The 25,965-nt window shown below is 71.7% G+C and carries 24 protein-coding genes and 1 riboswitch; of the genes, 11 read left to right on the plus strand and 13 right to left on the minus strand.

The genetic code is table 11. From position 1 onward, the window contains the following. Positions 1 to 293 precede the first annotated feature (293 nt). The 3 genes from K377_RS23180 to thrC all read right to left on the minus strand — a co-directional run bounded on the left by K377_RS23180 (position 294) and on the right by thrC (position 2,540). A complete protein-coding gene (locus K377_RS23180; protein ID WP_005486335.1) occupies positions 294 to 500 on the minus strand; it encodes a cold-shock protein in 207 nt (68 codons plus the stop codon). Positions 501 to 932: 432 nt separating this feature from the next. Further along, complete coding sequence (locus K377_RS23185; RefSeq protein ID WP_111665395.1) at positions 933 to 1,208, minus strand: ubiquitin-like small modifier protein 1; 276 nt, start codon at positions 1,206 to 1,208, stop codon at positions 933 to 935. A 33-nt stretch (positions 1,209 to 1,241) separates the two neighbouring features. Continuing rightward, positions 1,242 to 2,540 (minus strand): threonine synthase, encoded by a 1,299-nt coding sequence (gene thrC / locus K377_RS23190; RefSeq protein ID WP_111665396.1) that lies wholly within the window; start codon positions 2,538 to 2,540, stop codon positions 1,242 to 1,244. An 18-nt stretch (positions 2,541 to 2,558) separates the two neighbouring features. After that, a riboswitch (SAM riboswitch) is annotated at positions 2,559 to 2,688 on the minus strand. A gap of 149 nt (positions 2,689 to 2,837) precedes the next feature. Here thrC and K377_RS23195 point away from each other — a divergent pair. The 3 genes from K377_RS23195 to K377_RS23205 all read left to right on the plus strand — a co-directional run bounded on the left by K377_RS23195 (position 2,838) and on the right by K377_RS23205 (position 7,385). After that, a complete protein-coding gene (locus K377_RS23195; protein ID WP_111665532.1) occupies positions 2,838 to 3,785 on the plus strand; it encodes a glucosyl-3-phosphoglycerate synthase in 948 nt (315 codons plus the stop codon). Positions 3,786 to 3,823: 38 nt separating this feature from the next. Continuing rightward, positions 3,824 to 5,917, plus strand: coding sequence for a DUF11 domain-containing protein (locus K377_RS23200; RefSeq protein ID WP_111665397.1), 2,094 nt, complete (start codon positions 3,824 to 3,826; stop codon positions 5,915 to 5,917). A gap of 88 nt (positions 5,918 to 6,005) precedes the next feature. Beyond that, the gene (locus K377_RS23205; RefSeq protein WP_111665398.1) at positions 6,006 to 7,385 is read left to right on the plus strand and encodes a trehalose-6-phosphate synthase; all 1,380 of its coding nucleotides are present in this window, start codon (positions 6,006 to 6,008) and stop codon (positions 7,383 to 7,385) included. 214 nt (positions 7,386 to 7,599) lie between these two features. Here K377_RS23205 and otsB read toward each other — a convergent pair whose 3' ends face one another. The 3 genes from otsB to K377_RS23220 are packed head-to-tail and all read right to left on the minus strand — an operon-like array spanning position 7,600 to position 9,956. After that, positions 7,600 to 8,427 (minus strand): trehalose-phosphatase, encoded by an 828-nt coding sequence (otsB, locus tag K377_RS23210; RefSeq protein ID WP_111665399.1) that lies wholly within the window; start codon positions 8,425 to 8,427, stop codon positions 7,600 to 7,602. A gap of 19 nt (positions 8,428 to 8,446) precedes the next feature. After that, positions 8,447 to 8,683 carry a DUF3263 domain-containing protein gene (locus K377_RS23215; protein WP_111665534.1) on the minus strand — a complete coding sequence of 79 codons (237 nt, stop codon included), beginning with the start codon at positions 8,681 to 8,683 and terminating at the stop codon, positions 8,447 to 8,449. A 10-nt stretch (positions 8,684 to 8,693) separates the two neighbouring features. Next, positions 8,694 to 9,956 (minus strand): ABC transporter substrate-binding protein, encoded by a 1,263-nt coding sequence (locus K377_RS23220; RefSeq protein ID WP_258395103.1) that lies wholly within the window; start codon positions 9,954 to 9,956, stop codon positions 8,694 to 8,696. 170 nt (positions 9,957 to 10,126) lie between these two features. Between K377_RS23220 and K377_RS23225 the strand changes: the two genes are divergently transcribed. The 3 genes from K377_RS23225 (at position 10,127) to K377_RS23235 (ending at position 13,261) form a co-directional block, all read left to right on the plus strand. Continuing rightward, positions 10,127 to 11,080 (plus strand): ROK family protein, encoded by a 954-nt coding sequence (locus tag K377_RS23225; RefSeq protein ID WP_111665400.1) that lies wholly within the window; start codon positions 10,127 to 10,129, stop codon positions 11,078 to 11,080. Continuing rightward, positions 11,080 to 12,216 carry an N-acetylglucosamine-6-phosphate deacetylase gene (gene nagA / locus K377_RS23230; protein ID WP_111665401.1) on the plus strand — a complete coding sequence of 379 codons (1,137 nt, stop codon included), beginning with the start codon at positions 11,080 to 11,082 and terminating at the stop codon, positions 12,214 to 12,216. Before K377_RS23225 ends, nagA begins: the two co-directional genes overlap by 1 nt. Positions 12,217 to 12,331: 115 nt before the next feature. Continuing rightward, positions 12,332 to 13,261, plus strand: a complete 930-nt coding sequence (locus K377_RS23235; protein ID WP_111665402.1) for a 1-phosphofructokinase family hexose kinase — start codon at positions 12,332 to 12,334, stop codon at positions 13,259 to 13,261. 19 nt (positions 13,262 to 13,280) lie between these two features. Here K377_RS23235 and K377_RS23240 read toward each other — a convergent pair whose 3' ends face one another. Further along, positions 13,281 to 14,228, minus strand: a complete 948-nt coding sequence (locus K377_RS23240; protein ID WP_111665403.1) for a carbohydrate-binding protein — start codon at positions 14,226 to 14,228, stop codon at positions 13,281 to 13,283. 111 nt (positions 14,229 to 14,339) lie between these two features. Further along, positions 14,340 to 16,010, minus strand: coding sequence for a diguanylate cyclase CdgB (gene cdgB, locus K377_RS23245; protein ID WP_111665404.1), 1,671 nt, complete (start codon positions 16,008 to 16,010; stop codon positions 14,340 to 14,342). 363 nt (positions 16,011 to 16,373) lie between these two features. Here cdgB and K377_RS23250 point away from each other — a divergent pair, with 363 nt between their 5' ends. Further along, positions 16,374 to 16,958: a flavin reductase family protein gene (locus K377_RS23250; protein WP_111665405.1), complete on the plus strand. Its 585-nt coding sequence runs from the start codon at positions 16,374 to 16,376 to the stop codon at positions 16,956 to 16,958. Between the two features lie 304 nt (positions 16,959 to 17,262). Here the strand turns inward: K377_RS23250 and arfB are convergent, their stop codons facing one another. Then, positions 17,263 to 17,688 (minus strand): alternative ribosome rescue aminoacyl-tRNA hydrolase ArfB, encoded by a 426-nt coding sequence (gene arfB, locus K377_RS23255; RefSeq protein WP_111665535.1) that lies wholly within the window; start codon positions 17,686 to 17,688, stop codon positions 17,263 to 17,265. Between the two features lie 190 nt (positions 17,689 to 17,878). Between arfB and K377_RS23260 the strand changes: the two genes are divergently transcribed. From K377_RS23260 to K377_RS23270, 3 genes are all read left to right on the plus strand, one after another. Beyond that, positions 17,879 to 18,454 (plus strand): TerD family protein, encoded by a 576-nt coding sequence (locus K377_RS23260; RefSeq protein ID WP_111665406.1) that lies wholly within the window; start codon positions 17,879 to 17,881, stop codon positions 18,452 to 18,454. Positions 18,455 to 18,686: 232 nt separating this feature from the next. Continuing rightward, positions 18,687 to 19,991, plus strand: a complete 1,305-nt coding sequence (locus tag K377_RS23265) for an LPXTG cell wall anchor domain-containing protein (RefSeq protein WP_111665407.1) — start codon at positions 18,687 to 18,689, stop codon at positions 19,989 to 19,991. 38 nt (positions 19,992 to 20,029) lie between these two features. Next, positions 20,030 to 20,578, plus strand: coding sequence for a GNAT family N-acetyltransferase (locus K377_RS23270; protein ID WP_111665408.1), 549 nt, complete (start codon positions 20,030 to 20,032; stop codon positions 20,576 to 20,578). On the opposite strand, the gene K377_RS23275 is transcribed toward K377_RS23270, so the two are convergent. The 4 genes from K377_RS23275 to K377_RS23290 form a co-directional block, all read right to left on the minus strand. After that, positions 20,548 to 21,969 (minus strand): M1 family metallopeptidase, encoded by a 1,422-nt coding sequence (locus K377_RS23275; RefSeq protein ID WP_258395104.1) that lies wholly within the window; start codon positions 21,967 to 21,969, stop codon positions 20,548 to 20,550. The two genes, K377_RS23270 and K377_RS23275, sit on opposite strands and share 31 nt — an antisense overlap. Positions 21,970 to 21,978: 9 nt before the next feature. Continuing rightward, positions 21,979 to 23,127, minus strand: coding sequence for a YncE family protein (locus tag K377_RS23280; protein WP_111665410.1), 1,149 nt, complete (start codon positions 23,125 to 23,127; stop codon positions 21,979 to 21,981). Beyond that, a complete protein-coding gene (locus K377_RS23285) occupies positions 23,124 to 23,720 on the minus strand; it encodes an ankyrin repeat domain-containing protein (RefSeq protein WP_111665411.1) in 597 nt (198 codons plus the stop codon). Before K377_RS23285 ends, K377_RS23280 begins: the two co-directional genes overlap by 4 nt. Before the next feature lie 193 nt (positions 23,721 to 23,913). Beyond that, entirely contained in the window at positions 23,914 to 24,468 is a 555-nt protein-coding gene (locus K377_RS23290; RefSeq protein WP_111665412.1) for a heme-binding protein, read from the minus strand. A gap of 205 nt (positions 24,469 to 24,673) precedes the next feature. On the opposite strand from K377_RS23290, the gene K377_RS23295 reads away from it, so the two are divergent. Further along, on the plus strand, positions 24,674 to 25,876 hold the full coding sequence (locus K377_RS23295) for a sensor histidine kinase (protein ID WP_111665413.1): 1,203 nt from the start codon (positions 24,674 to 24,676) through the stop codon (positions 25,874 to 25,876). Positions 25,877 to 25,965: the final 89 nt, after the last annotated feature.

Here is a 25,965-nt window from a genome sequence, read left to right on the forward strand (position 1 = left end):
GTGGAAACGCAAACGGACCGTGCTGGTGCCCGCGACGGACGGCCCTTGAGCCTTGTGGTTCCTTGCCCCACCCGGCTCCCGGACCTCACCGACCCGATCCAAGTTCTGTCACTCTCACTTGGAGAGTGCTAAGCCCAATGATTAGCACTCGGCCCATGCGAGTGCAAGCGGCTATCACAGATCGGGCCGTGGTGCGCGCCCGCGCGCGGCAGCACGAAGGGCCCGCCCCGGCGAACCGGGGGCGGGCCCTTCATGGACCGTACGAAGCTTGTGTGCTGCAGTCGGTCGATCGCTCAGCCGGCGGCCAGGCGGACCATGTCGGCCTGCGGCCCCTTCTGGCCCTGCGAGATCTCGAATTCCACTCGCTGACCCTCTTCGAGGGTGCGGTAGCCGTCCATCTGAATCGCGCTGTAGTGGACGAAAACATCCGCACCACCGTCGACCGCGATGAAGCCGTACCCCTTCTCCGCGTTGAACCACTTGACGGTGCCCTGAGCCATGCCTAACTCCCCTATTACTGGCCCTTGCGCGAGTCCGCACTTCGCGGACCCGGGTCAGACCTCACTCCCCAAAGGGTTTGGGGGTGTGCGCCGGAACGCGTCGACCGCGGCTGAATGTATCTGCCCAACTGCCGTCTGCAACAGGTCAGTCGGACGAGAATTCTGGGCACGCGTGATCGCGGAAACCGGGCCAACTGCACGGATCTCAGGGCAAGTCGGGCCGTACAAATGCCATAAAAGGCCTGAATGGGAGACGCACATTGGCTGCTTCTTGTCGCGCTTCGGGCGGGAACTCATATGCGCCCGTCATGCACCACGTTCGGAATCGAACCAGCTTCCCCAACTGTACCGCGCTCAACCATGCAGAATTGCCCCCTCCGCTTTCCTGGCGGAGGGGGCAATTCGGATGACTCAGTGTGTCGGCCGACCGTGTCAGCCGCCGGCGACGGCGGGAATGATCGAAACGCCGGCGCCGTCGGGCGTGGCGGTCTCCAGGCCCTGCTCGAAGCGGACGTCGTCGTCGTTCACGTACACGTTGACGAACCGGCGCAGCTTGCCCTGGTCGTCCAGAACGCGGGCGGCGATCCCCGTGTGGTTCTTCTCCAGGTCGGAGATGACGTCGGCGAGCGTGGCGCCCTCGGCGCTGACCTCTGCCTGGCCGCCGGTGTAGGTACGGAGAATGGTGGGGATGCGGACGGAAACGCTCATGGGTTCACCTCGGTCTTTCAGCGGTGGGGCGGATTACTCGGCGAGCCCGGCGGCGCGGAACGCCTCCAGCGACGGCCGGATGGTCGCGGTGGCCTGCGACGAGTCGGCGACGGCGTCGAGCGTCTTCAGACCGTCACCGGTGTTCAGCACGACCGTGGTGAGCGACGGGTCGATCAGCCCGGCCTCGATGAGCTTCTTGGTGACGCCGACCGTCACACCGCCCGCCGTCTCGGCGAAGATGCCCTCGGTCTGCGCGAGCAGCTTGATGGCCTCGACGACCTGCTCGTCGTTCACGTCCTCCACGGCGCCACCGGTACGGCGCGCGATGTCGAGGACGTACGGCCCGTCGGCCGGGTTGCCGATCGCGAGCGACTTGGCGATGGTGTTCGGCTTCTGCGGCCGCACCACGTCGTGGCCGCCCTTGTACGCGACGGAGACCGGGGAGCAGCCCTCGGCCTGGGCGCCGAAGAGCTTGTAGGGCTTGTCCTCGACGAGGCCGAGGGCGATCAGCTCCTTCAGCCCCTTGTCGATCTTCGTGAACTGCGAGCCGGACGCGATCGGGATGACCAGCTGGTCCGGGAGCCGCCAGCCGAGCTGCTCGCAGATCTCGTAGGCCAGCGTCTTGGAGCCCTCGCCGTAGTACGGGCGCAGGTTGACGTTGACGAAGCCCCAGCCCTCGCCCAGCGGGTCGCCGATCAGCTCCGAGCAGAAGCGGTTCACGTCGTCGTAGTTGCCCTCGATGGCGACGAGGTCACCGCCGTAGACACCGGCCATGACGACCTTGCCCTGCTCCAGGTCGTGCGGGATGAAGACGCAGGAGCGGAAGCCGGCGCGGGCGGCGGCGGCGCCGACGGCACCCGCGAGGTTGCCGGTGGAGGAGCAGGACAGGGTGGTGAAGCCGAAGGCGCGCGCGGCCTCGATGGCCTGCGCGACGACCCGGTCCTTGAAGGAGTGGGTCGGGTTGCCGGAGTCGTCCTTGACGAACAGCTTGCCCTGCTCGACGCCCAGCTCACGGGCGAGGTTGTCGGCCTTGACGAGCTTGGTCCAGCCCGGGTTCAGGTTCGGCTTCTCGGCGACGTCGGCCGGAACCGGCAGGAGGGGGGCGTAGCGCCAGATGTTGGCGGGCCCGGCCTCGATCTGCTTGCGGAGCGCCTCGGGGTCGCCGACGGGCAGGTCGTACGCGACTTCCAGAGGCCCGAAACACTCGACGCAGGCGAAGACCGGACCGAGCGGGACCTGTGCACCGCACTCCCGGCAGGAGAGGCCGGAGGCCGGACCGAGATCAACGGCGTCGGTGGTCGAGGTGGCGGTGGCGAATGTCTGTGCAGCCATGAGAGGCGAGGCCCTTTCTCCTCATCTTCCTCGCGACGTACCTCGCCGCGAGACGGAATTGGCACCTTCCCCACCGTGACCTCGTAGGTCGGCGGGAGGGTTGCCGGGGCTTCAACGGGCCGTATCCCTCTGCCCCTCTGGATGAGCGGTATTCGATTGTGTGGATGGAGTTGTACGGGCTCGCCGACCCCGACATGCGATGGTCACGGACCCTGTTCAAGACTGTAACTGAAGGGGTGGACCCTTGAGATAGTCGTCCGAACCGCGAGATGGATCACAAACGGGAGGGCCTTGGCCGTGCTGGAAGAAGTCGAGGACTGGCTCAAGCGGCGCTCCTGGTCCGTGGCCGACCGTCCCATGGCCCGGCTGGTCGCCGCGAAGCGGGCGTCGGGCCGGACGGTGAGCGTCGTCCTGCCCGCGCTGAACGAGGAGGAGACGGTCGGGGAGATCGTCTCCGTGATCCGGCGCGAGCTGATGACAGATGCGGTGCCGCTGGTCGACGAGATCGTGGTCGTCGACTCCGGCTCCACGGACCGCACCTCCGAGGTGGCCGCGGCGGCCGGGGCGCGCGTCGAGCACCGGGACACGATCCTGCCGCGGATCGCGGCCCGCCCCGGCAAGGGCGAGGTGCTGTGGCGCTCGCTGCTCGTCACGTCGGGTGACATCGTGTGCTTCGTCGACGCCGACCTGAAGGAGTTCTCGGCGGACTTCGTCTCCGGCATCGTCGGCCCGCTCCTCACCGACCCGGACGTCGACTTCGTGAAGGCCATGTACGACCGCCCGCTGGGCGAGGCGGCCGGCCAGGGCGGCCGCGTCACCGAGCTGATGGCCCGGCCGGTCCTCAATCTGCACTGGCCCCGACTGGCCGGATTCGTCCAGCCGTTGGGCGGCGAGTACGCGGCCCGCAGGAGCCTGCTCGAACGGCTGCCGTTCCCGGTCGGCTACGGGGTGGAGCTGGGCCTGCTGGTCGACGCGCTGCACACCGTGGGCCTGGACGCGCTCGCCCAGGTCGACGTCGGCGTCCGCAAGCACCGGCACCAGGACGGGCAGGCGCTCGGCCGGATGGCGGCGGCGATCTACCGCACGGCCCAGCTGCGGCTCGCGCGCGGGCATCTGGTGCGGCCGGTGCTGACCCAGTTCGAGCGGGGCGCGGACGGCTTCGAGCCGCGGGTGCACTCCGTGGACACCGAGGAGCGGCCCCCGATGACCGAAATCAGTGAGTATGCGGAGCGTCGCGTGGCGTAATCACCGGATAATAGGCGTCTTTCCCTACATTGCCCTTTATGTGGCTTAGACAGGTTAAGAGCACCCTGGCGGCGCTTGCCGCCACAGCAGCGGCCGCCGCGACCCTCGTCGCCGCGGCCGCTCCCGCGTCCGCGGTGGTGGTCGATCCGTTCGCCCAGCGCTACGACGAGGCTGTCTACGGAGACTTCATCACGCTGGGCAACACGGTGATGAAGTGTCCGTCCACGCCCGCCGACGACGCGGAGCGCTGCCTGGCCGCGCAGGCCGGAACGACCGGCGAGAACAACAACCAGTTCGACATGCAGTACACGGACACCGCCGGCTTCGGCACGTCGGTCGTCAACTCGTCGACCGGGCAGGTCACGATCCCGCCGGGGGCCACGGTCGCCTACGCCCGCCTGTTCTGGGGCGGCAACCTCGGCACGTACCGGCTGGGCCGCAACCTGATCTCGCGCTGCGACACCGCGGGCCTGGCCACCACCCCGCCCGGCGACCCGCTCACCACGCAGCCCGTGGTCAGGGTCGGCGGCGGCCCCGAGACCCCCGCGACCGTGCAGAACGCGGTGCCGACCCCGAACCCGATCGGCGGCCCGCACTACTACACCGCCGAGTCGGACATCACCGCGCTGTTCTCCGGCGTCGCCACCGGCACCCAGGTGCCCGTCTCGGTCGGCAACGTCTGGGCGCCGACCGGCAAGGGCTGCGTCGGCGGCTGGTCGCTGACCGTCGTCTACAAGTACGACGGCCCCAACGAGCAGTACGCGCCGACCCGCCGCCACGTCTACCTCTACGGCGGTCACGTGGTGCAGCAGTCCAAGGACCCGGACACCACGATCGGCATCGACGGCTTCTACCGCGCGGGCACCAAGGACGTACGGGCGAGCGTCACCGCGTACGAGGGCGACGCGAACGTCGCGGGTGACGCCTTCCTGGTCAACGGCACGCGGATCTCCGACCCGGACAGCGACGCCGGCACCAACAACTTCTTCAACAGCCGCGCCGAGGGCTGCCTCGACCCGTGCGAGGGCAACAACTTCAGCATCGACGCGAAGACCGCGACGATCCCGGCGGGCGTCATCCCGGAGGGCGCGACCTCCGCGGACCTGACCTTCCGCACCCGCGGCGACACCTATGTGCCGTCCGCGCTGGCGTTCTCGGTGCCGGTGCCCGACCTGGAGGTCAAGAAGACCGCGACGCCGAAGACGGTGCGGCCGGGCGACAAGGTGACGTACACGATCACCGCCAAGAACATCGGCGGCGTCGACTACCCGGGCGCGAGCCTCTCCGACGACCTGTCCGAGCTCCTCGACGACGCGACGTACAACGGCGACGCGAAGGCGAGCACCGGCACGGTCTCCTACAACCGGCCCCGGCTCTCCTGGACCGGCACGGTGCCCGAGGGCGAGACGGCGACGATCACCTACAGCGTCACCCTGCACGATCCGCTCGGCGGTGACGGCAAGCTCACCAACAACGTCACCGCCGACACCCCGCGCACCAACTGCGACGCGGACTCGACCGACCCCGGCTGCGGCTTCACGCCGGTGATCGAGGAGCCGACCACCCCGCCCACGCCGCCGACTCCCCCGACGACGCCGACCCCGTCGCTGGAGATCGTGAACCAGCCGCAGACGCCGAGCGCGCCGCCGTGCGCCACGGTCCGCGACACCGTCACGATCCGCAACCACAGCGGCGACCCGCGCAAGGCCGCGTCGGTCTCCTTCCCGGCGAAGCACATCACCGGCACCCCGGAGGCCTCCTCCGGAACGCTCACCAAGAAGGGCGCGGACTACGTCTGGACGGGTGACGTGGCCGCCCACGGCAAGGTCGTCATCACGGCGAACCTGCGGGTGTCCTGCACCCCGGGCGCCGTCACCGTCCTCCCGGTGACCGGTGAGGTGCCGAAGACCACCTGCACGGCCCGCTCCCGCGGCGGCGACGACCCGTGCACCGCGGTCGTCGTCACCGAGCGCCACCAGGCCAGGCCCACCCCGCCGCCCGCGCACTCGCAGGGCCCCGAGCTGGCCGACACCGGCTCGGACACCTCGGCCCTGTTGTACGGCGGGACCGCCCTGGCCCTGTGCGGGCTCGGCGCGCTGATCCTCTCGGCGGTCCGCCGCCGCAAGGACTGACCTGCGGCGCAGGCGTTGTATACGGCCGGGTCCCCACGGGGACCCGGCCGTACGTTTGAGGGTCGGGAACGCGGGCTAGTTTGGCCCTATGGCTTCCACGCATGGTGCTGCTGAGGTTCTCGTCGCGTCCAACCGCGGCCCGGTCTCGTACGTCGTCGGGGACGACGGTTCGGTCGAGACGAAGCGCGGGGGCGGCGGGCTCGTCTCCGCGCTCAGCGTCGTCGAGGACAAACTCTGGGTGTGTGCGGCGCTCGACGACGGCGACCGGGCGGCGGTGCGCCAGGGCGTCGCCGAGCCGGGCGTGCGGATGCTCGACATCGACGCCGACGTGCACGCCGACGCGTACAACGGGATCGCGAACTCGGTGCTGTGGTTCGTGCACCACATGCTCTACCAGACGCCTCTGGAGCCGTCGTTCGGCCCGGAGTTCCGCCGCCAGTGGGCGTCCTACGAGGCATACAACCGGGCCTTCGCCGAGGCGCTGGCCGAGGAGGCCGCGCCGGGCGCCACCGTCGTCGTCCAGGACTACCACCTGGCCCTGGTCCCCGGGATGCTCCGCGAACTCCGTGACGACCTGCGCATCGGGCACTTCTCGCACACGCCGTGGGCGCCCGTGGACTACTTCCGGATGCTGCCCGACGACATCGCCGAGCAGCTGCTGCGCGGGATGCTCGGCGCGGACCGGCTGGCCTTCCTGACCCGGCGCTGGGCGGACGCGTTCACCGAGTGCTGTACGCAGATCATCGGGGGCACCTCGGGGACGCGGATCGGGGTGCACGGGCTCGGCGCCGACGCCGACTTCCTGCGCGAGCGCTCCCACCGGGCCGACGTCGAGGAACGGCTCGCCGCCCTGCGCGAGCAGATCGGGCCCGGCCGCAAGGTGGTGGTCCGGGTGGACCGCACCGAACTGTCGAAGAACATCGTGCGGGGCCTGCGCGCGTACGAGCTGTTGCTGGAGGCGCATCCCGAGTGGTGGGAGCGGGTGGTGCACGTCGCCTTCGCCTATCCCTCCCGGCAGGACCTGGCCGTGTACCGGGACTACACCGCCGAGGTCTCGCGGGTCGCCGACGCCGTGAACTCGCGCTTCGGCACCGAGTCGTGGACCCCGGTCGTCCTCCACGTCAAGGACGACTTCGCCCGCTCCCTCGCCGCGTACCGGCTCGCCGACGTGGCGCTGGTCAACCCGATCCGCGACGGCATGAACCTCGTCGCGAAGGAGGTGCCGGTGGTCTCCGACGACGGGTGTGCGCTGGTGCTGTCGCGGGAGGCCGGGGCCTACGAGGAGCTGGGCGAGGACGCGCTCGTGGTGAACCCGTACGACATCTCCGCGACGGCCTCGGCCCTCTCCGAGGCGCTGTCGATGCCGCTCGACGAACGCGCCGAACGCACGAAGCGCTTGTCGGCGGCGGCCACCGCGTTGCCGCCCGGCGCCTGGTTCCTGGACCAACTCCACGCCCTCGACGACTGACCGCCTCGCCGTCCGTCCGCGGCTCCGGTGGGGGCTGGTCGCGCAGTTCCCCGCGCCCCTGGGTCGTTCTCCATCCGCGGCCCGGTGGCCGCTTCTCGCGCAGTTCCCCGCGCCCCTGAAGCGAGCTGCGCTCGCCCAGGGGCGCCAAGGGGAGGCTGCGCGAAGCGCATGCCTCAGGGGCGCGGGGAACTGCGCGACCGGCCCCCACCGGCCGTCAGGTGGTGGACAGCGTGCGGGAGAGGTCGGTCAGGAGGGCCACTACTTCGGGCGGGCCCGGGACGGACAGGTCCGCGCGGTCGGTGAGGTCCGGGATCTCGGTGCCGCTGGAGATCAGGAGGCCCGGCACCCCGTCCGAGCGGAGCTTCTCCACGGCGGCGTACGCCGGAAGGTCACCGAGATCGTCACCGGCGTAGAGGACGGATTCGGCGCCCACTTCACGGACGTACTCGGTGAGGGCGACCCCCTTGTCGACCCCGGGCGGCCGCAGCTCCAGGACCATCCGGCCGGGCTCGACCACCAGACCGTGCCGGGCGGCAAGATCGGACAACGGCCTCTTCAGCGTCTCGAAGGCCCCCTGAGGATCGGCGGCCCGCCGGGTGTGCACGGCGACGGCGCGCCCCTTCTCCTCGACGTACGTGTCGTGCCACAGCCCGGCCTCGGCGAGCACCCCGGGCAACGCGGACCGCACCGAGGCGACCCCGGGATGCGGCGCGGGCGCGTGCACGGTGCCGGTGACGGCGTCCCAGCGCTCGGCACCGTAGTGCCCGAGAACGACGAGATGTTCGAGCCCCGGCACCCCGGCGAAGTCCCCGAGCCGGACGGCCACCCCGGCGGGCCGCCCGGTGATGACGGCGACCGAGGCGACGTGCGGAGCGAGCGCGGCGAGCGCGGCGACGGCACCGGGCTGGGCCCGCGCCTGCTCGGGATCGGGCACGATCGGCGCGAGCGTCCCGTCGAAGTCGAGGGCGATCACGGCCCGGGAGGGCCGGGCGACTATCGCGGCGAGTCCGTCACGGCCGGCGGCGGTCCTGATGGCGTCCATGAACCGACCTTAGCCACCCTCAGTGCTCCCTGCGCTTGGCCTCACGAACCCGGAGCAGCCGGTTCACGGTGACCGGTGCGGCCTCCAGCGCGCGGGGATCGTCGATCAGGGCGTTCAGGAGCTGGAAGTAGCGCACGGGCGCCATGTCCAGCTCCTCGCGGACGGCCCGCTCCTTGGCGCCCGGTGACGCGAAGGAGCGTCCTTCGAAGGCGAGCACGGCGAGTTCACGGTCACCGAGGGCGGGCTGCGCGTCCATGCCCGCCACGCTACTCGGCGGACTCGGCGGCCGCCGCCTCGCTCTGGAGCCGGCCGAGCACGGCGGCCGGGCTGCCGTGCGGGGAGACGGCGGAGCCGATCTCCTGCTTGATGCCCTCGCTGACGCTCGCCCAGGACGTGTTGCCGACGGGATACAACTCGGAGTCGCCCAGGCTCTTGAGGAACGGCCAGAGCTTCTTGTCCTCGCCGGCCGACGCCATGGTGTTCGAGGCGCTGCTGGTGACCGGCAGCAGGTCGTACTCGCGGGAGAAGTCGAGGACGTTCCGCTCGCTGTAGACGTAGTTGAGGAAGTCGCCGGTCTGCTTGGCGTGACCGTTCTGCTTGAACGCCATCATCCAGTCGGCGACGCCCATCGTGGACTTGGCCGGACCGTTCTGCCCCGGCAGCTGCACGGTGCCGTAGTCGACGCCCTTGGCGGCGGCCATCTGCATCAGCGTCGGGTGGCCGTTGAGCATGCCGACGTCGCCCTTGGCGAAGGCCGCGAAGGCGTCGCCGCGGTTGAGCTTCGCGGGCGCGGTGGGGCCGGTGAGGCCCTTGTCGACGAGGTCGTCGCGGAGCCAGTCGAACGTCTCGATGTTCTGCTGGGAGTCGAGGGTGTAGGAGCCGACGTCGTCGGTGTAGCCGTCACCGCCGCTCAGCATCCAGATCATGGTCTCGGCCTGCGCCTCTTCCCGGCCCAGCGGCAGCGCGTAGGGGATCTTCACGCCCTCGGCCTTGAGCGCGCTCGCGTCGGCGGCGAGTTCGGCCCAGGTGGTGGGCGGGGTGATGCCGGCGTCCTTGAAGAGCTTCTTGTTGTAGAAGAGCAGGCGCGTGGAGGCGGCGAACGGCATGCCGTACTGAACGCCGTTGACCTGGCCCGCGTCGGAGAGCTGGGGCAGGAAGTCGGCCTGGGTGGGCACGTTGAGCAGGCTGCCGACCGGGTAGAGCTTCCCGGCCGCGGCGTAGTCCGCGTAGGCGCCGATCTGCGCCATGTCGGGGGCGTTGCCGCTGTCGACCAGCTTCTTCACCTTGGCGTCGACGACGCTCCAGTTGTAGACGTCGACGTCGACCTTGACGCCCGGGTGGTCCTTCTCGTAGGCGCCGGCCAGCTGGTCCCAGTACTTCTGCGAGCTGTTGGTGGTGGAGTCGCCGTAGTCGGCGGCGACCAGCTTGAGGGTGACGTCGTCCGATCCACTGCCCCCGCAGGCGGTGAGCGTGCCCGCCATGCCCAGTGCGGCCGCAGCCGCGATCAGACCGGTGATGTGCCGCTGCACCGTGTGTCCCACCCTCGCACTCGGAGATCCGCTAGTCGGACACCAGGTCTACACCACTCAGATCTCGCTTCGGCAACAAGGCCGCTCAGGGCCGCCAGAAGGGTGCAGAGTCACAAGATCCCTGCAAGTGGACTAGACCTGTTGCGGGTCGACGCGCGACACTGTGCCCCGTGAGACATGTCATCGCCCTGGACGTGGGCGGCACCGGAATGAAGGCCGCCCTGGTCGGGGCGGACGGCACGCTGCTGCATCAGGCGCGCCGGGCGACGGAGCGCGAGCGGGGCGCCGACGCGGTCGTCGAGTCGATCCTCGGCTTCGCCGCCGAGCTGCGCGCCTGGGGCGAGGAGCACCTCGGGGAGCCCGCCGCGGCCGCCGGGGTCGCCGTCCCCGGAGTCGTCGACGAGGGAGCCGGCATCGCCCTGTTCGCCGCCAATCTGGGCTGGCGCGACGTGCCCATGCGGGCGCTGCTCAGCGAGCGGCTCGGCGCCATCCCCGTCGCCCTCGGCCACGACGTGCGCACCGGCGGGCTCGGCGAGGGCCGGCTCGGCGCCGGCAAGGACGCCGACCGCTTCCTGTTCCTGCCGCTGGGCACCGGGATCGCCGGCGCCATCGGCATCGAAGGACGCATCGAGCCCGGCGCGCACGGCTCGGCGGGCGAGATCGGCCATGTGGTCGTGCGGCCCGGCGGCATCGACTGCGGCTGCGGCCAGCGCGGCTGCCTGGAGCGGTACGCGTCCGCGAGCGCCGTCACCCTCGCCTGGCAGGACGCCTGCGGCGACACCACGGCGACCGCCGCGGACTGCGCCAAGGCCGTCGACGCCGGGGACCCCCGGGCCGTCCGGGTCTGGCAGGACGCGGTGGACGCGCTCGCCGACGGGCTGGTCATGGCGCTCACTCTGCTGGACCCGCGCACCCTCATCATCGGTGGCGGTCTGGCCGAGGCCGGGGAAACCTTGTTCACACCCCTGCGGGCGGCCGTCGCCGAGCGCGTGACGTTCCAGTCGCTGCCCCGAATCGTCCCGGCCGTCCTCGGGGACAGCGCCGGGTGCCTGGGCGCGGGACTGCTCGCCTGGGACCTGCTCGACCACACCGCAGCCACTGGATCCTCGGAGGTAACCGCCTGATGGCCACAGCAAAGGTGCTCGCCGGTGCCCGGGTGGTACTGCCCACCGGGACCGTCACGGACGGCCGCGTCATCGTCGACGGCACGCAGATCGCCGGGAGCGCTCCCGCGGACGCGGAGACCGTCGACCTCACCGGCCACTGGGTGGTGCCCGGCTTCGTCGACATGCACAACCACGGCGGCGGCGGCGCGTCCTTCACCTCCGGCACGGTCGACGAGATCCTCAAGGGCATCCACACCCACCGACAGCACGGCACGACCACCATCGTGCCGTCGTTCGTCACCGGCGACATGGACTTCCTCGTCCAGCGCGCGGGCCTGCTCTCCGAGCTCGCCGAGCAGGGCGAGATCGCGGGCATCCACTTCGAGGGCCCGTTCATCTCGCCGTGCCGCAAGGGCGCCCACGACGAGACGCTGCTGCGCGACCCCGACCCGGCCGACGTGCGCAAGCTGATCGACGCCGCGCGCGGCCGCGCCAGGATGGTCACGCTCGCCACCGAACTGCCCGGCGGCATCGACTCCGTGCGGCTGCTCGCCGAGCACGGGGTGATCGCCGCGATCGGCCACACCGACGCCACGTACGAGCAGACGGTCGAGGCCATCGACGCGGGCGCCACGGTCGCCACCCACCTGTTCAACGCGATGCCGCAGCTCGGTCACCGCGCGCCCGGCCCGATCGCCGCGCTCCTGGAGGACGAGCGGATCACGGTCGAGCTGATCAACGACGGCACGCACCTGCACCCGGCCGCCCTCGAACTCGCCTTCCACCACAAGGGATCCGAGAAGGTCGCGTTCATCACCGACGCGATGGACGCCGCCGGGTTCGGCGACGGCCGCTACATGCTCGGCCCGATGGAGGTCGAGGTGAAGGACTCCGTGGCGCGCCTGGTGGAGGGCGGCTCCATCGCGGGCTCGACGCTCACCCTGGACCGCGCGTTCAAGCGGGCCGTCACCGTCGACGGGCTGCCCGTCGAGGACGTCGTACGGGCCATCTCCGCCAACCCGGCGCGGCTGCTCGGCGTGTTCGACACCGTCGGCTCGCTGGAGCCCGGCAAGGACGCCGATCTCGTGGTCCTGGACGAGGAGTTCGAGGTCACGGGCGTGATGCGCAAGGGCGAGTGGCTGGTCGCCCCGTAACTCCCCGCACGATCAAGGCGGTTGACCCGAGGTCTGGGCCAACCGCCTTGACTTTGGCATGATCGACCCCCGTTACTGAAAGTACGTACGCGCTCGCATCGGGGGGTGAGGTCCTGTGATCCTCACGGTCACACTGAACACCGCACTCGACATCACCTACCGGGTGCGGTCCCTGCGCCCGCACACCTCGCACCGGGTCACCGAGGTCACCGAACGCCCCGGCGGCAAGGGGCTGAACGTGGCACGGGTGCTCGCCGCCCTCGGCCACGAGGTGACCGTGACGGGCTTCGTGGGCGGTGCGACCGGCCGCGCCCTCCAGGACCGGCTCCGGGGCTCGGCAGGGATTTCCGACGCCCTGGTCCCCGTCCACGGTTCGACCCGCCGCACCGTCGCCGTGGTGGACACCACGACGGGCGACACGACCCAGCTGAACGAGCCGGGCCCGCTGATCGCCTCCGCCGAGTGGGCGGCCTTCCAGGAGGCGTACGAGGATCTGCTCGGCTCCGCCTCGGCGGTGGCCCTGTGTGGCAGCCTGCCGCCCGGCGTCCCGGTGGGTGCCTACGGAACGCTGATCAGGACCGCGCGGTCCGCCTCCGTCCCCGTACTCCTGGACACGAGCGGTGAACCGCTGCGCCGGGGCATCGCGGCCCGCCCCGACATCGTCAAGCCGAACGCGGACGAGCTGGCCGAACTCACCGGCTCCCACGAGCCGTTGCAGGCGATGAAGGACACCCGCAGACGCGGCGCCCACGCCGTGGTCGCCTCCCTGGGGGCCGAGGGCCTGTGCGCCCTCACCCCGGACGGCACCTGGCGCGCCCCGGCCCCCGACCGCCTCTCCGGCAACCCCACGGGCGCCGGCGACTCAGCGGTGGCGGGCCTCCTCTCGGCCCAGGCGGAGAAACTCCCGTGGCCCGACCGCCTGGCCCGCGCGGTGGCCCTGTCGGCGGCGACGGTGGTGTCCCCGGTGGCCGGCGAGTTCGACCGGAAGACGTACGAGGACCTGGTCCCGAGAGTGACGGTGTCGGAGCGGGCGGGGGCGGCCTAGCGCGCAGGCCGCCCGGCCGTCAGCCCTTCGCGCCGGTCAGCCAGAACTGGTCGAAGTTGGCGTCGCACTTGTTGCCGTCCTGGCAGGACACCGTGATCGCGTTCGTCCCCTTGGTGAGCTGGACGGTCGCCCAGGTGTTCGTCCACCCGTGCTCCCAGTCGCCCTCCTTGGAGTGCGCGAAGTTCCCCATGTTCAGGGGGCGGGACTGCTTCTTGCCGTTGACGTCGATCGTGGCGTCCTGGGCCTTGCCGGGCACGCCGTAGTTCACGTAGAGGCGGTACTCGCCGTCGTCCGGGATGTTGTTGACGGTCCAGGTGATGGACGCGCCCACCTTGTTGAAGCCCGCGACGTACTCGCCGCCGTCGGCCTTCGCGCCCTGCACGTCCGTCGCGACGGCCGTGCCGCCGCCCAGCGTCACGGACTTCGCATCGGTCTTCGGCAGGTCGGCCGCGGCCTCGGAGGCCGAGGCGGACGGCGACGCGGACTCGCTGGGCTCCTGCGACTGGGAGTTGCCGGAGGGGCTGGCGCCCGCGTCGGTGTTCTTGTCGTCGTCGGAGCCGCTGCCGATCATGGCGACGGAGATGCCGATCACCACGGCGGCGACGACGGCGACCGCGCCGATCAGCAGTGCCTTGGTGTTGGGGCCGCGGCCGCCGCCACCGCCGCGCGAGGAGCGCGGGGAGACCGGCTGCGTGGGAGCGCCGCCGCCGGGCACCGTCTCCGGTGCCTGGTAGTGCGCGTTCGGCTGGTGGTACGCCTGGGTCTGCTGCGGCGGCACCTGCTGCTGCCCGTACTGACGCTCACCGACCGTGCGGACCTGGTTGAAGGAGCGGGAGTTCGGGTAGCCGTAGCCACCGCCCCCGCCGTTCGGCGGGGTCGCCCCGGCCGCCTGTCCGTCGGCGTACAGATAGCCGAACGGATCCTCGTCCTCAGGCGTGGTGCTCCCGCCGTTGTTGCCGGGCGCCATCCCTGATCACTCCCTACGCGTTTGCTTACCCGGGCGAGCGTACCCGCTGCGAGTGACCCCAAGGAGTGGCCTTGACCTCACAGCTGCATGAGAATGCGGGCGTCCCGCAGCTCAGCCCGCTCGCCGGTGCTGCTTGGCACGTGATCTTTTCTCCACGTACATCCGCTGGTCAGCGGATTGCAGCACTTCTTCGGCCGTCATCCCGCAGTGCGCCCAGCCGATGCCGAAACTGGCCCCCACCCGGACCGCCCGGCCGTCCACCCGAATCGGCGGAATGATGGCATTGCGCAGCCTGACGGCGAGGTCCTGCGCGTCGGCGCGGCCGAGTCCGTCGGCGAGCACCACGAACTCGTCGCCGCCGAGCCGGGCCACCGTGTCCCCGTCGCGCACCCCGCTGGTCAGCCGGCGGGCCACCTCGATGAGGACGGCGTCGCCCGCGTTGTGCCCGAACCGGTCGTTGATCGACTTGAAGCCGTCGAGGTCGCAGAAGAGCACGGCGAGGCCCTTGGTGCCGTCGTCGGTCGTCTCGTCGCCGCCCGGCGCCGAGACGTGCACATGGTGGTCGAAGCCCTCGTAGAGGCCGCCCGCGGCGTGCCCGGTGCGGTGCAGGGCGGCCGGGCCGTAGTCGAAGTCGTGCCCGATGGGGTCGCCGTAGGCCGCGTCGAGGGAGTCCACGGCGCTGGGCAGCTGCTCCTGGGGGCGGCTGCACAGCCGGGCCGAGAGCCGGGAGCGCAGCTCCGCCGAGTTCGGCAGGCCGGTCAGGGAGTCGTGCGAGGCGCGGTGGGCGAGATGCAGCTCACGGCGCTTGCGCTCCTCGATGTCCTCGACGTGGGTGAGCAGGAAGCGCGGCCCGTCGGCGGCGTCGGCCACCACCGAGTTGCGCAGGCTGACCCAGACGTACGTGCCGTCGCGCCGCCCGAGCCGCAGCTCGGCCCGGCCGCCCTCGGCGGAGGTGCGCAGCAGGGTGCCGATGTCCTCGGGGTGCACGAGGTCGGAGAAGGAGTAGCGGCGCATCGCGGAGGCGGGCCGCCCGAGGAGGCGGCACAGCGCGTCGTTGGTCCGCAGGATCCGGCCGTGCTGGTCGCCGCCCAGCTCGGCGATGGCCATGCCGGAGGGCGCGTACTCGAAGGCCTGCCGGAAGCTCTCCTCGCTGGCGCGCAGGGCCTGCTGCTCGCGCTCCAGGCGGACCAGGGCGCGCTGCATGTTGGCCCGCAGCCGGGCGTTGCTGATGGCGATGGCGGCCTGGAAGGCGTACATCTGAAGGGCCTCGCGGCCCCAGGCGCCGGGTATCCGGCCGTTGCGCGGGCGGTCCACCGATATGACGCCGATCAGCTCGCCGCCGGCCGCGCCGGTCGCGTGCATCGGGGCGAAGAGGCGGTCGGAGGGGTGCCACTCGTCCTCGAAGCGGGGCGGCGGCCCGTCGGTGAACCACTGCGGCACGTCGTCCTCGTCGAGGACCCAGCCCTCGGTGTGCGGTATGAAGCAGAGCTCGCCCCAGCGCTCGCCCATGGTGAGCCGGCGGTCCCAGGCGGCGCGGGAGCCGACGCGGCCGGTGATGAGGGCCTCGGCCGCCGAGTTCCCCGAGAAGGCGGCGACCACGAGATCGCCGTCGGGGCGTACGAGGTTGACGCACGCCAGCTCGTAACCCAGCCCGTTCACGACTCCGTCCGCGACGGTCTGCAGGGTGTCCGCCAGGCTGCGGGCGGCGTTCATGTCCGCCATCACGTGGTGCAGCTGCCGCAGAGTCGCAAGACGGACGTAGGGCTCCGACTCGGTCTCCATGCTCAGCTCTCCCCGAGACCTCGACAGCACTCCAGTACTCTGATCGGCTCTTTCCCCGCGCACGTGCAGGAGCACGTTCATCTCGCAGTGTCGACCGCCACTGAATCACAGCGCGCTGCTCACTCGGTACACAGGGTCAACAAAAAACGGCTCCTGTGACTCAAGTCACAGCAAAACATGAAGGATTGAGGAGCATACCTGGGCGCATTCTGTGCGTTTCCTGAACACGATAACCAGGCCAGAACAGGCCGTTCACCCCCATACCCGGAGCTTTTTCTCTTGAAGGTACGCCGGGGGACCTAGGTCCCTTCTCGGCCCTCGGCCCGATGTGGGGCACCGTACCGCCCGGTTAGCGTCGAGGACGTGCTGAAGACTCCCCCTGCCGCTCCCGCCGCCCCCGCACCACGCTCCCCCGGGCATGCTGAGGGAGTGAGCAACGACCAGTTCCGCGCCGCACTGTCCCGCCTCGCCGCGGGTGTCGTGCTGCTGACCGCCCGCGAGCCCTCGCTCGATCCCGACGACGCCGGGGCCCCTCCGGGGGAGGACGCGGGCATGACGGCCACGGCCTTCATGTCCGTGTCCCTCGATCCGCCGCTCGTGATGGTCTCCCTGCGCAACGGCTCCCGCATGGACGATCTGCTGGAGGAGCAGCCCCTGTGGGCGGTGTCCCTGCTCGCGGAGTCGCAGAGCCACATCGCGGGGCGCTTCGCGATGAAGGGCCGCCTCAGCGACCGCCTGCTGTTCGAGGACATCGCGTACGTACGGGGCGAGCACACCGACGCTCCGCTGGTGGGCGGGGCGCTGGCGACCCTGGAATGCCGCACGGAGCAGCGGGTCCCCGCGGGTGACCACACCTTGTACATCGGCCACGTCCTGAGCACGTCCCTGCCCAGCGCCGACGGCGGGCCCCTGATGTACTTCCGGGGGCGCTACCGGGGTCTGGGCTGATCGCGCAGTTCCCCGCGCCCCTGAGTCCGCACCCCGTCTGACGGCCGGCGGCCGCTTCTCGCGCCGTTCCCCGCGCCCCTGGGTCGCACGCCGGCCGGCGGCCGCTTCTCGCGCCGTTCCCCGCGCCCCTGAAGGCTGCGCTCCGCGCGCCTTCCCCTTGAGATGGCGCACGAAGTGCGCATCTCAGGGGCGCGGGGAACTGCGCGACCAGCCACGACGGTGGCGCGCGTGAAGGACTACCCAGGGGCGCGGGGAACTGCGCGAGAAGCGGCCACCGGGGCCGCGGACGATGACGGAGCCGGGGTTACCAGTCGCGGCCGGTGCGGCCTCGTTTGGTTTCTGAGCGGGCTTTTTTCTCGCGGAGGCGGCGTTCGTTGATGCCGCGCGGGATCTTGGTGGCCCGGCGAGGCTTCGGTGGCGGCGCCGTGGCCTCGGCAAGCAGCGCGGCGAGCCGCACGGCAGCCGTCTCCCGGTTGCGCCACTGCGAACGGTGCTCGGAAGCCCGTACGGTCACCACACCCCCCACCAGCCGCGACCCGAGCCGCTCCAGGGCCCGCGCCTTCCACACCTCGGGCAGCGCCCGGGTGTTCGCCAGATCGAAGCGCAGCTCCACCTGTGAGTCGCTGGTGTTGACGTGCTGCCCGCCCGGCCCGGACGACCGCGAGAAACGCCAGACCAGCTCGGCCTCCGGAAGAACGACCGAACCGCGGATGGGATAAGGACCGGACATGGGTCCATGGTCGCGCGTGAGAACGCCGTCCGTCACCCGGATTTCCCTCTCCCGGGAGCCCGGGTAAAGAAAGTAAAGAGACCTGGAACCTTCACCACCCCGCATCGCGTTCATACGGGTACGAGTAGCTTCGGCTACGCACGTACACCCGTACGCGCGCGCACTTAACGAGGGAAGGGACTCCCGAACCATGGCTGTAAGCCTGTCCAAGGGTGGCAACGTCTCGCTCACCAAGGAGGCTCCGGGCCTGACCGCCGTCACCGTGGGCCTCGGCTGGGACGTCCGCACCACCACCGGTACCGACTTCGACCTGGACGCCTCCGCGATCGCGGTGAACACGCAGGGCAAGGTCTACTCGGACGGCCACTTCGTCTTCTTCAACAACAAGCAGACGCCGGACCAGACGATCGTGCACACCGGTGACAACCGCACCGGCGAGGGCGACGGCGACGACGAGGCGATCAACGTGAACCTGGCGGGCCTGCCCGCCGACGTCGACAAGATCGTCTTCCCGGTCTCGATCTACGACGCGGAGAACCGCTCGCAGAACTTCGGCCAGGTGCGCAACGCGTACATCCGCATCCTCAACCAGGCCGGCGGCGCCGAGATCGCCCGCTACGACCTCTCCGAGGACGCGGCGACGGAGACGGCGATGGTCTTCGGCGAGCTGTACCGCAATGGCGCCGAGTGGAAGTTCCGCGCGGTCGGCCAGGGCTACGCCTCGGGCCTGGTCGGCATCGCCCAGGACTTCGGCGTCAACGTCTGAGGTCGCTGACCGCGTTCAGACCGGCCCCCGGCGCCCCGCGCGCCGGGGGCCGGCCTGTTCCGCCCGGCCTCCCGGAGCGGAGCGCCGTCGGCTAGATCACAGAGAAACCACAGAAACCGAGAGCAACTGCGCCCCTTGCCCTGATTTACCCGCCCACGCATCCTCCGCGGCCGGTTGCGTACGTGAACTAACCGATGTCCCCGGGCCGTTCACGCTCGTACGATCACCTGTCGTGAACCTCAACCGCACCCTTGCCGTCCTGGCCGTCTCGGCCGCGACCGTGCCCGCCCTCGCGCTCGCCGCCACCCCCGCGTTCGCCACCGCGAACTCTCCGGCCACGCTGTCGTCGCAGGAGTCGCAGGAGACGCAGGAGACGCAGGACCGCCCGACCTACGCCGAGCTGCAGAAGACCGCCGCCGACGCGGACGCCGCGTACGAGACGGCCGCCGCCGCGAAGAAGGACGGCCTGGAGAAGGTGCGGGCCACGCTCGACTCCCTCGACAACGACGACACCAACCCGCTGCGCGCCGCGTACCTCGCCGCCGAGAAGGCCGCCAAGGCCGCCTCCGCGGACCGTGCGGAGGCCGACCGCGCCGTCACCGAGGCCGAGGCGAAGCTGGCGGGCGCGTCCGAGGACGACAAGGCCGCCGCCGAGCAGGAGCTCGCGGACGCGCGCACCGCCGCCCAGCAGGCCGCCGACGCCGAGCGGGACGCGAAGGACGCGCTCGACAAGGCCGACACCGCGGTGGACGACGCCCGGGTCGCCGCGACCCGCGAGTACGGCGTACTGACCAGGGCCGAGAAGGACGCGGCCGAGCGGAAGAAGTCCGCCCACGACGCGCTCGCCGCGGCGAAGGAGTGCGTGCGCACGGACAAGCTGACCGTGCTCGCCGACGGGCTGCCGCAGAAGGTCGTCGCGGGCGGGACCACGACCCTCACGCTCACCGTCGACAACGCCACCGACCGGACGCTGACGGTGGCGCCGCTGGTCCTGTTCCACCTCGCCGACACGCCCCACGACGAGCGGTACCTCGATGCCGAGTGGTCGCGTGACGGTTCCGACTGGAAGGAACTGGACTTCGAGCAGACCAGCCACCCGACCACCATCGAGTCGATGAAGCCCGGCACGACGGCCGACCTCCGGCTGCGGCTGACGTTCGCGAAGGACACCCCGGCGTCGAAGGCGGTCGGACTACTCGCGGGCGATGCCTCCGACGCGTACAACCCGTGCGTGCTCGGCCCGATGAAGCGCTACGACTTCTCCGTGCTCACCGCGGGCAGTGACGCCGGGAAGCCGGGCGAGGCCGAGCCGGGCACCGTCTCCGACGACGACCGCCCCGAGCCGGGCAGCACCCCGCAGGGCAGCACCTCGGACAAGCCGGTGACCGCCGGCAAGGGCGCCGAGGACACCACCGGCGATCTCGCCTCCACCGGTACCTCCGGCACCACGACGACGCTGGCCCTGGCCGGCGGCGCGGTGGTGCTCGGCGCGGGCGCGGTGATCGTCGCCCGTCGCCGTCGCGGCGCCACCGGCTGAGCCCCGCACCGCCCCGGCCGCCGCTCTACGCTCACCCCGTGGACATCAGCCCCCTCACCCACCCGCCCGGCTCCGCCCTCCTCGCCGAGCTGACCGCCCTGTACGCCTCGAACCGGGACTTCTTCGCGCTCAGCGGCGACTTCCCCGACCCCGACGCGATCAGCGCGGAGCAGGTCGCCGCCACCCTCGCCGAGGAGGGGGCGATGCCCGGCGCCGAGGCGCTGCTCGGCCGGGACGGCGAGGGGCGGCTCGTCGGGGTCGTGCTGACGCTCGCCCGCCATCCGGACCCGGCCGACCCGGACCCGTGGATCGGCCTGCTGCTCGTCGACGCCCGGCACCGGCGCACCGGTCACGGGCGGCGGCTGGCGGGCGCCGTCGAGGAGCGCTTCCGGCGGTCGGGCCGCGCGGCCGTCCGGCTCGCCGTGCTCGACAACAACCCCGACGGCCTCGCCTTCTGGACCTCCCTCGGCTACCGGGAGATCGACCGCCGCGGGGACCGCCGGCTCGGCCGCCCCTGCCGGGTGCTGCGCAAGCCGCTGGCCCGGGCGGCCGGACCTCAGGGTTTGTCCGGTTTCCCGTCGCCGTAGAGCCAGTCCTTCCAGACCTCCGCCAGGGCGTCCTTCTTGGCGGGGTTCTCGCGTTCCACGTAGGCCGTGAAGTCGTGGGTGTCGGCGTTGCCGTACTTGTGGGCGGCGGCCCAACTCTTCAGCAGCGCGAAGAACTTGGTGTCACCGATGGTCTTCCGGATCCGGTGCAGGACCATCGCGCCGCGCTGGTAGACGGGCGAGTCGGAGATGTGGGCGGCGCTCGGCGGGTCGGCGGGCGGGAAGGCCCAGACGGCGGAGCCGGAGGCGTGGTCGTACGCCGCGTCGAAGGACTCCTGGGCGCTGTCGCCATCGTGCTGCTCCTCCCACAGCCACTCGGCGTAGGTGGCGAAGCCCTCGTTGAGCCACATGTCGCGCCAGGTCTTCGGGGTGACCGAGTCGCCGTACCACTGGTGGGCCATCTCGTGGACGAGCAGGCCCACATCGGGGGCGCCGGGGAAGACGGGCCGGTTCTGCGTCTCCAGCGCGTACCCGGCGGCGCCCGCGCGCGCGACGATCGCGCCGGTGGAGGAGAACGGGTAGGCGCCGAAGGTCCGCGTCTCCCAGTCGACGACCTCGGGCAGCCGCGCGAGGGTCTTCGCGCTCGCCTCCGCCTCCTGCGGGGCGACCGCCGTGTACACGGGGATACCGGACGGCGTGCGGGACGTGTGCGTCTCGAACTTCCCGATGGCGACCGTGGCCACGTAACTCGCCATGGGCTGGGTGACGCGCCAGGTGTACGTGACGCTCTTGCCGTACGCGGACCGCTTGGTGCCCGTCAACTCCCCGTTGGAGACGGCCCGCACGCCGGTGGGGACGCTGACCGCGATGGTGTACGTCGCCTTGTCGGAGGGGTGGTGGTTGCCGGGGAACCAGGCCATCGAGCCGGTCGGTTCGCCGAGGCCGAGCGCGCCGTCGTCGGTGCGCAGCCAGCCCTCCTCGGCGCCGTCGGCGTCGGTGATGGTGGCGGGCTCGCCGGAGTAGCGCACGACCGTGCGGAAGGTGTGGCCCTCGGCCAGTTCGTCGAACGGGCGGATCGTCAGCTCGTTCCCGGCGCGCTGGCTCCGTGCCCGCTTCTTGTCGACGGTGACACCGGCGACCGTGAGCCCGTGCAGGTCGAGGTTGAAGGAGCTGAGGTCCTGGCGGGCCGTCGCGGTGAGGGTGGCGGTGCCGGTGAGGCGGTGGGTGCCGGGGTCGTAGGCGAGGTTCAGGGCGTAGTGGGTGACGTCGTAGCCGCCGTTGCCCAGCTTCGGGAAGTACGGGTCGCGCAGGCCCGAGGCACCGGGCGAACCGTCGACCCCGCCGCCGCAGGCCGCGGCGGCGAGCAGGACGGCGGCGCTCAGGGCGAGGGAGCGGGGGCGGGAGCCGGGACGGGAGCGGGAGCGTCTGCGCACCCCCATACCCTATGGCCCGCTATGTCCGGATGCCTGCTGGACGACGGCGATGCCCAACGGCCGTTCCCCGGCCGCGAGTCGGCGCGTGTCGCCGCTGTCGACGTCGACGACCGTGATCCCGTTCCAGTAGCCGTCGCGGGTGAAGCCTCCGGTGACGTACGCCGTCCGGCCGTCGGCGGAGACGGCGACGTCCTCGTGCGGTCCTTCGAGGGGGATCACCTTCTCCCGGCCGTCCTTCGTGCGGACGGTCAGGGACGGGCCCTCGTCCTCGGCCGGGTCGATGGGGCCCGTGCCGACGACGAACAGGGTGCCGTCGGGGGTGACGGTGACACCGTGCTGATGCGTGTTCGCCGTCATCCGCTCGATGCGGGAGCGGCCGGTCTCCGGGTCGACGACGACCAGCTTCTCGCCCTCGAAGGGCAGCAGCAGCTTCCCGTCCGAGGGGCGTACGGCGGTGTAGTGCGGCTTCAGCCAGGAGCCGAGGCCGCCTTCGGTGCCGTACGGGGCGACCTCGATGCGGCGGGTGTCGCCGCTGCCGGTGTCGAGGACGGTGACGTCGAAGGAGTCGTGGTCCGTCGCGTAGACCTCGCGGCCGTCGCGCGAGACGTCCACGTCGAAGGGGCGCCGGCCGACAGGTGTCGTGTCGACGACCTCGCGGGTGGCGGTGTCGACGGTCTCCAACGTGCCGTTGCCGTCGGGGACGTTGACGCCGACGTACACGTGGCGGCCGTCGGGGGCCAGCGCGATGCCCATGCCGCCGCCCCGGTACTCGCCGTCGGTGACCGGGCCGAGGTGCTTCGTCCGGTACGGGATCAGCGCGACGCGCTCGCGGGCGGCGGTGTCGACGACGGCGACGCCCTCGGCGGTGGCCACCCAGGCCCGGCCGTCGTCGCCGACGACGAGACCGTAGGGCGCGCGGCCCACCTTCACCGAGTCGGTGACCCCGTGGTCGGGGTCGACGAAGCTGACGGTGTCGGCGCCGAAGTCGGCGACGAGGAGAGTGCCTTCGGCGGTCTCCCTGGGCGCGCGGTCGGGCCGGGCGCTCGCGCTCTTGCCCGGGGTCTCGGACGGGGTCTCGGGCGGGGTCGTGGAGGTCTGGGCCGCGCAGCCCGTCACCAGGACGGCGGCGGCCGTCGCGGCGAGCGCGAGGCGCTTCACCGTACGGCCCTCAGCAGACCGGCGATCCGGGTGAACCCGCGGCGCTCCGCGTGCTCCAGGGGCGTGACGCCGTCGCCGTCCGGGAGGCCCGGGGTGGCGCCCGCCGTGATGAGCAGCTCCACGATCTCCTGGTGCGCGCGGCCGCCGTCACCGAGGATCACGGCCTCCAACAGGGCGGTCCAGCCGAGCCGGTTGACGTGGTCGACGTCGATGTCGGTCTCGCGGAGCACGGCCCGTACGTAGTCGACGTGACCGCGTTCGGAGGCCGGAATGAGGGAGATGCCGCCGAAGCGGTTGGTGACCTTCAGGTCGGGGCCCGCCGGGAGCAGCGCGCGCATCATGGCGACCGAGCCGGTGACGCCGGTGACCAGCCACGGGCTGTCGGACCGGTCGTCCTGCGCGTTCGGGTCGGCGCCCGCCGCGACGAGCGCTTCCGCGGTCCGTACGTGGTCGTGCAGGGCGGCGAGGAGGAGGGGGGTGCGGCGGTGGGCGTCGCGGGCCTCGGGGTGGGCGCCGGCCGCGAGGGCGGCGCGGACGGTCTCGGTGTCGCCCCGGGTCGCGGCTTCGAGCAGGGTGGCGTCGTCTGTCTTCATGGGGCGGCTCCAGAATTCAAGCCCCTACGGCGATTGAGGAGCGGGGTCCGGGGCGGAGCCCCGTGACCTCGCGCCGGAGGGGCGGTCCATGCGTTCGCGGGTGCGGGTCGAGTGTGGCTGGTCGCGCAGTTCCCCGCGCCCCTGGGGGCTGCACTCGCTCCGCGCCGAGAGGTGCAGCCCACCCTGGTCCGGTCTAGCGGAGCGCGGCGACGCCGGCCTGGGCGAACTTCTCGTCCTGGTCGCCGGAGGGGGCGCCGGCGACGCCGATGCCGGCGATCGGGGCGTTCTTGGCGGTGACGGGGGCGCCGCCCGCGAGGAACAGGGTGCCGGGGATGTCCTTCAGCGTCGGGGCCTGCTCCAGGCGCTTGGCCAGCTCGGAGGTGGGCGCGTTCCAGGACACGGCGGTGTACGCCTTCTTCTCGGCGGACTCGTAGGACTGCGGGCCGGCGCCGTCGCCGCGCAGGGTCAGGATCGTGTTGCCGTTGCGGTCGACGACGGCGACGGAGACCTTCTGGTTCTCCTTCTCGGCGGCGTGCAGCGCGGCCTGCGCGGCCTTGTTCGCGGCCTCGATCGTGAGGTGCGTGGAGGTGGTGGTGGTCGCGCTCTTCACGTTGGCGGCGGGCGCGGCGGCGGCCGGGGCCGAGGCGTTCGCGGAGACCGTGCCGAGGGTGCCGGCGGCGACGGCGGCCAGGACGGCACCGCCGGTGGCGATGCGGGCGCGGCGGGACATGTTCTTCAGGGAGGCCATGCGATTCAACTCCTGGAGGGCGGGGCGTGCGTTCCTTCTGCACTCCATGCTGGGTCCGGAAGCGGCCCGTTCCCGTCGGCGTTCCGGCTGCTCGGCGGCTGCCGTGCGGCTGACCCGGGGGTCATCCGATCGGTTGACCCCGGGGGCGTGACCGCACCCGACAATGGGAGTGTTTGCCCAGTTCGGAGCGGAGCCGGAGGTGCCCATGCGGGGTCCCGAGGAGGATGTGGCGGCGGCCGAGGAGGCGGGCAGCCGGTGGCTGGCCGCCGTCGTGCACGCCGCGTTCTTCCTGCTGCTCGCGGTCTCCCTCGCCCGTTTCCTGCTGCGGCACCCCGGCGGCGCCCGGGTGCCCTGGATCATCGCCCTCAGCGCCGTCCTCGCCGTGCTCTACGTCGTCGGGGTCGCCCGGGGGAACCCGCGCCGCTCCACCTCCCGGCAACGGCTGTGGCTGTACCTCGTGGTCGCCGTGGTCGTGGTGCTGGTCGTCCTCGCCCCGAGTTTCGCCTGGGTCGGGATCCCGCTCTTCTACACCGGCCTGCGCTCCCTGCCGACCCGCGCGGCGCTCGTCCTCGTGGCGCTGCTGACCGGCATCGTCATCGCCTCCCAGGTGCGGCTCGCCGGGCGCTGGGACCCGGACCTGGTGCTCGGCCCGCCCGTCGTCGCCGTGCTCGCCGCCGGGGTCTTCCTCCAGATGCGGTGGCAGGCGGCCCGGCAGCGCGCCCTCATCGACGACCTGATCCGCACCCGCCGCGAGCTGGCCGCCGCCGAGCGCCGGGCGGGCACGCTCGCCGAGCGGGAACGGCTGTCCATGGAGATCCACGACACCCTGGCGCAGGGGCTGTCCAGCCAGCAGATGCTGCTCCAGGCCGCCGAACGGGTCTGGGCCTCCGACCCCGGCAAGGCCCGCACCCATGTGCGCACCGCCGCGTCCATCGCCGACCACAACCTCACCGAGGCCCGCCGCTTCGTGCACGATCTGGCCCCCGGCGACCTGGCCCACGGCCTGGAGCAGGCGCTGCGCACGGTGGCCGCCCGCGAGTCCGGGGAGCGGCTGACGGTCCGGGTCCACATCGACGCCGGTGAGCGGGCCGGGGTCGGGCGGCTTCCCGACCGGGTCGAGGCGGCGCTGCTGCGAATCGCGCAGGGCGCGCTGGCCAACGTACGCGAGCATGCCGGGGCCTCCGGCGCGGCCGTGACGCTGACGCTGCTGGACGATCAGGTGGTGCTGGACGTGGCGGACGACGGGTGCGGGTTCGATACCGGCGCGGACGTGGTTCCCGGGGTCCGCGGCCACGGCCTGGCGGCCATGCGGGCCCGCGCGACCCAGCTGGGCGGCACCCTGACCCTGGAATCCACCCCCACCGAGGGCACCGTCCTCTCGGTTTCCATCCCCTTGTCGGGCGGATGACGGCCGATGAGGCTTCTGCCAGGCAGTCGTTCACGCGCGCCCCGGTGGGGGCTGGTCGCGCAGTTCCCCGCGCCCCTGGGCCGCCCGTC

Origin of the sequence: Streptomyces sp. PsTaAH-137, assembly GCF_003259365.1 — a bacterium.
Classification (GTDB): Bacteria; Actinomycetota; Actinomycetes; order Streptomycetales; family Streptomycetaceae; genus Streptomyces.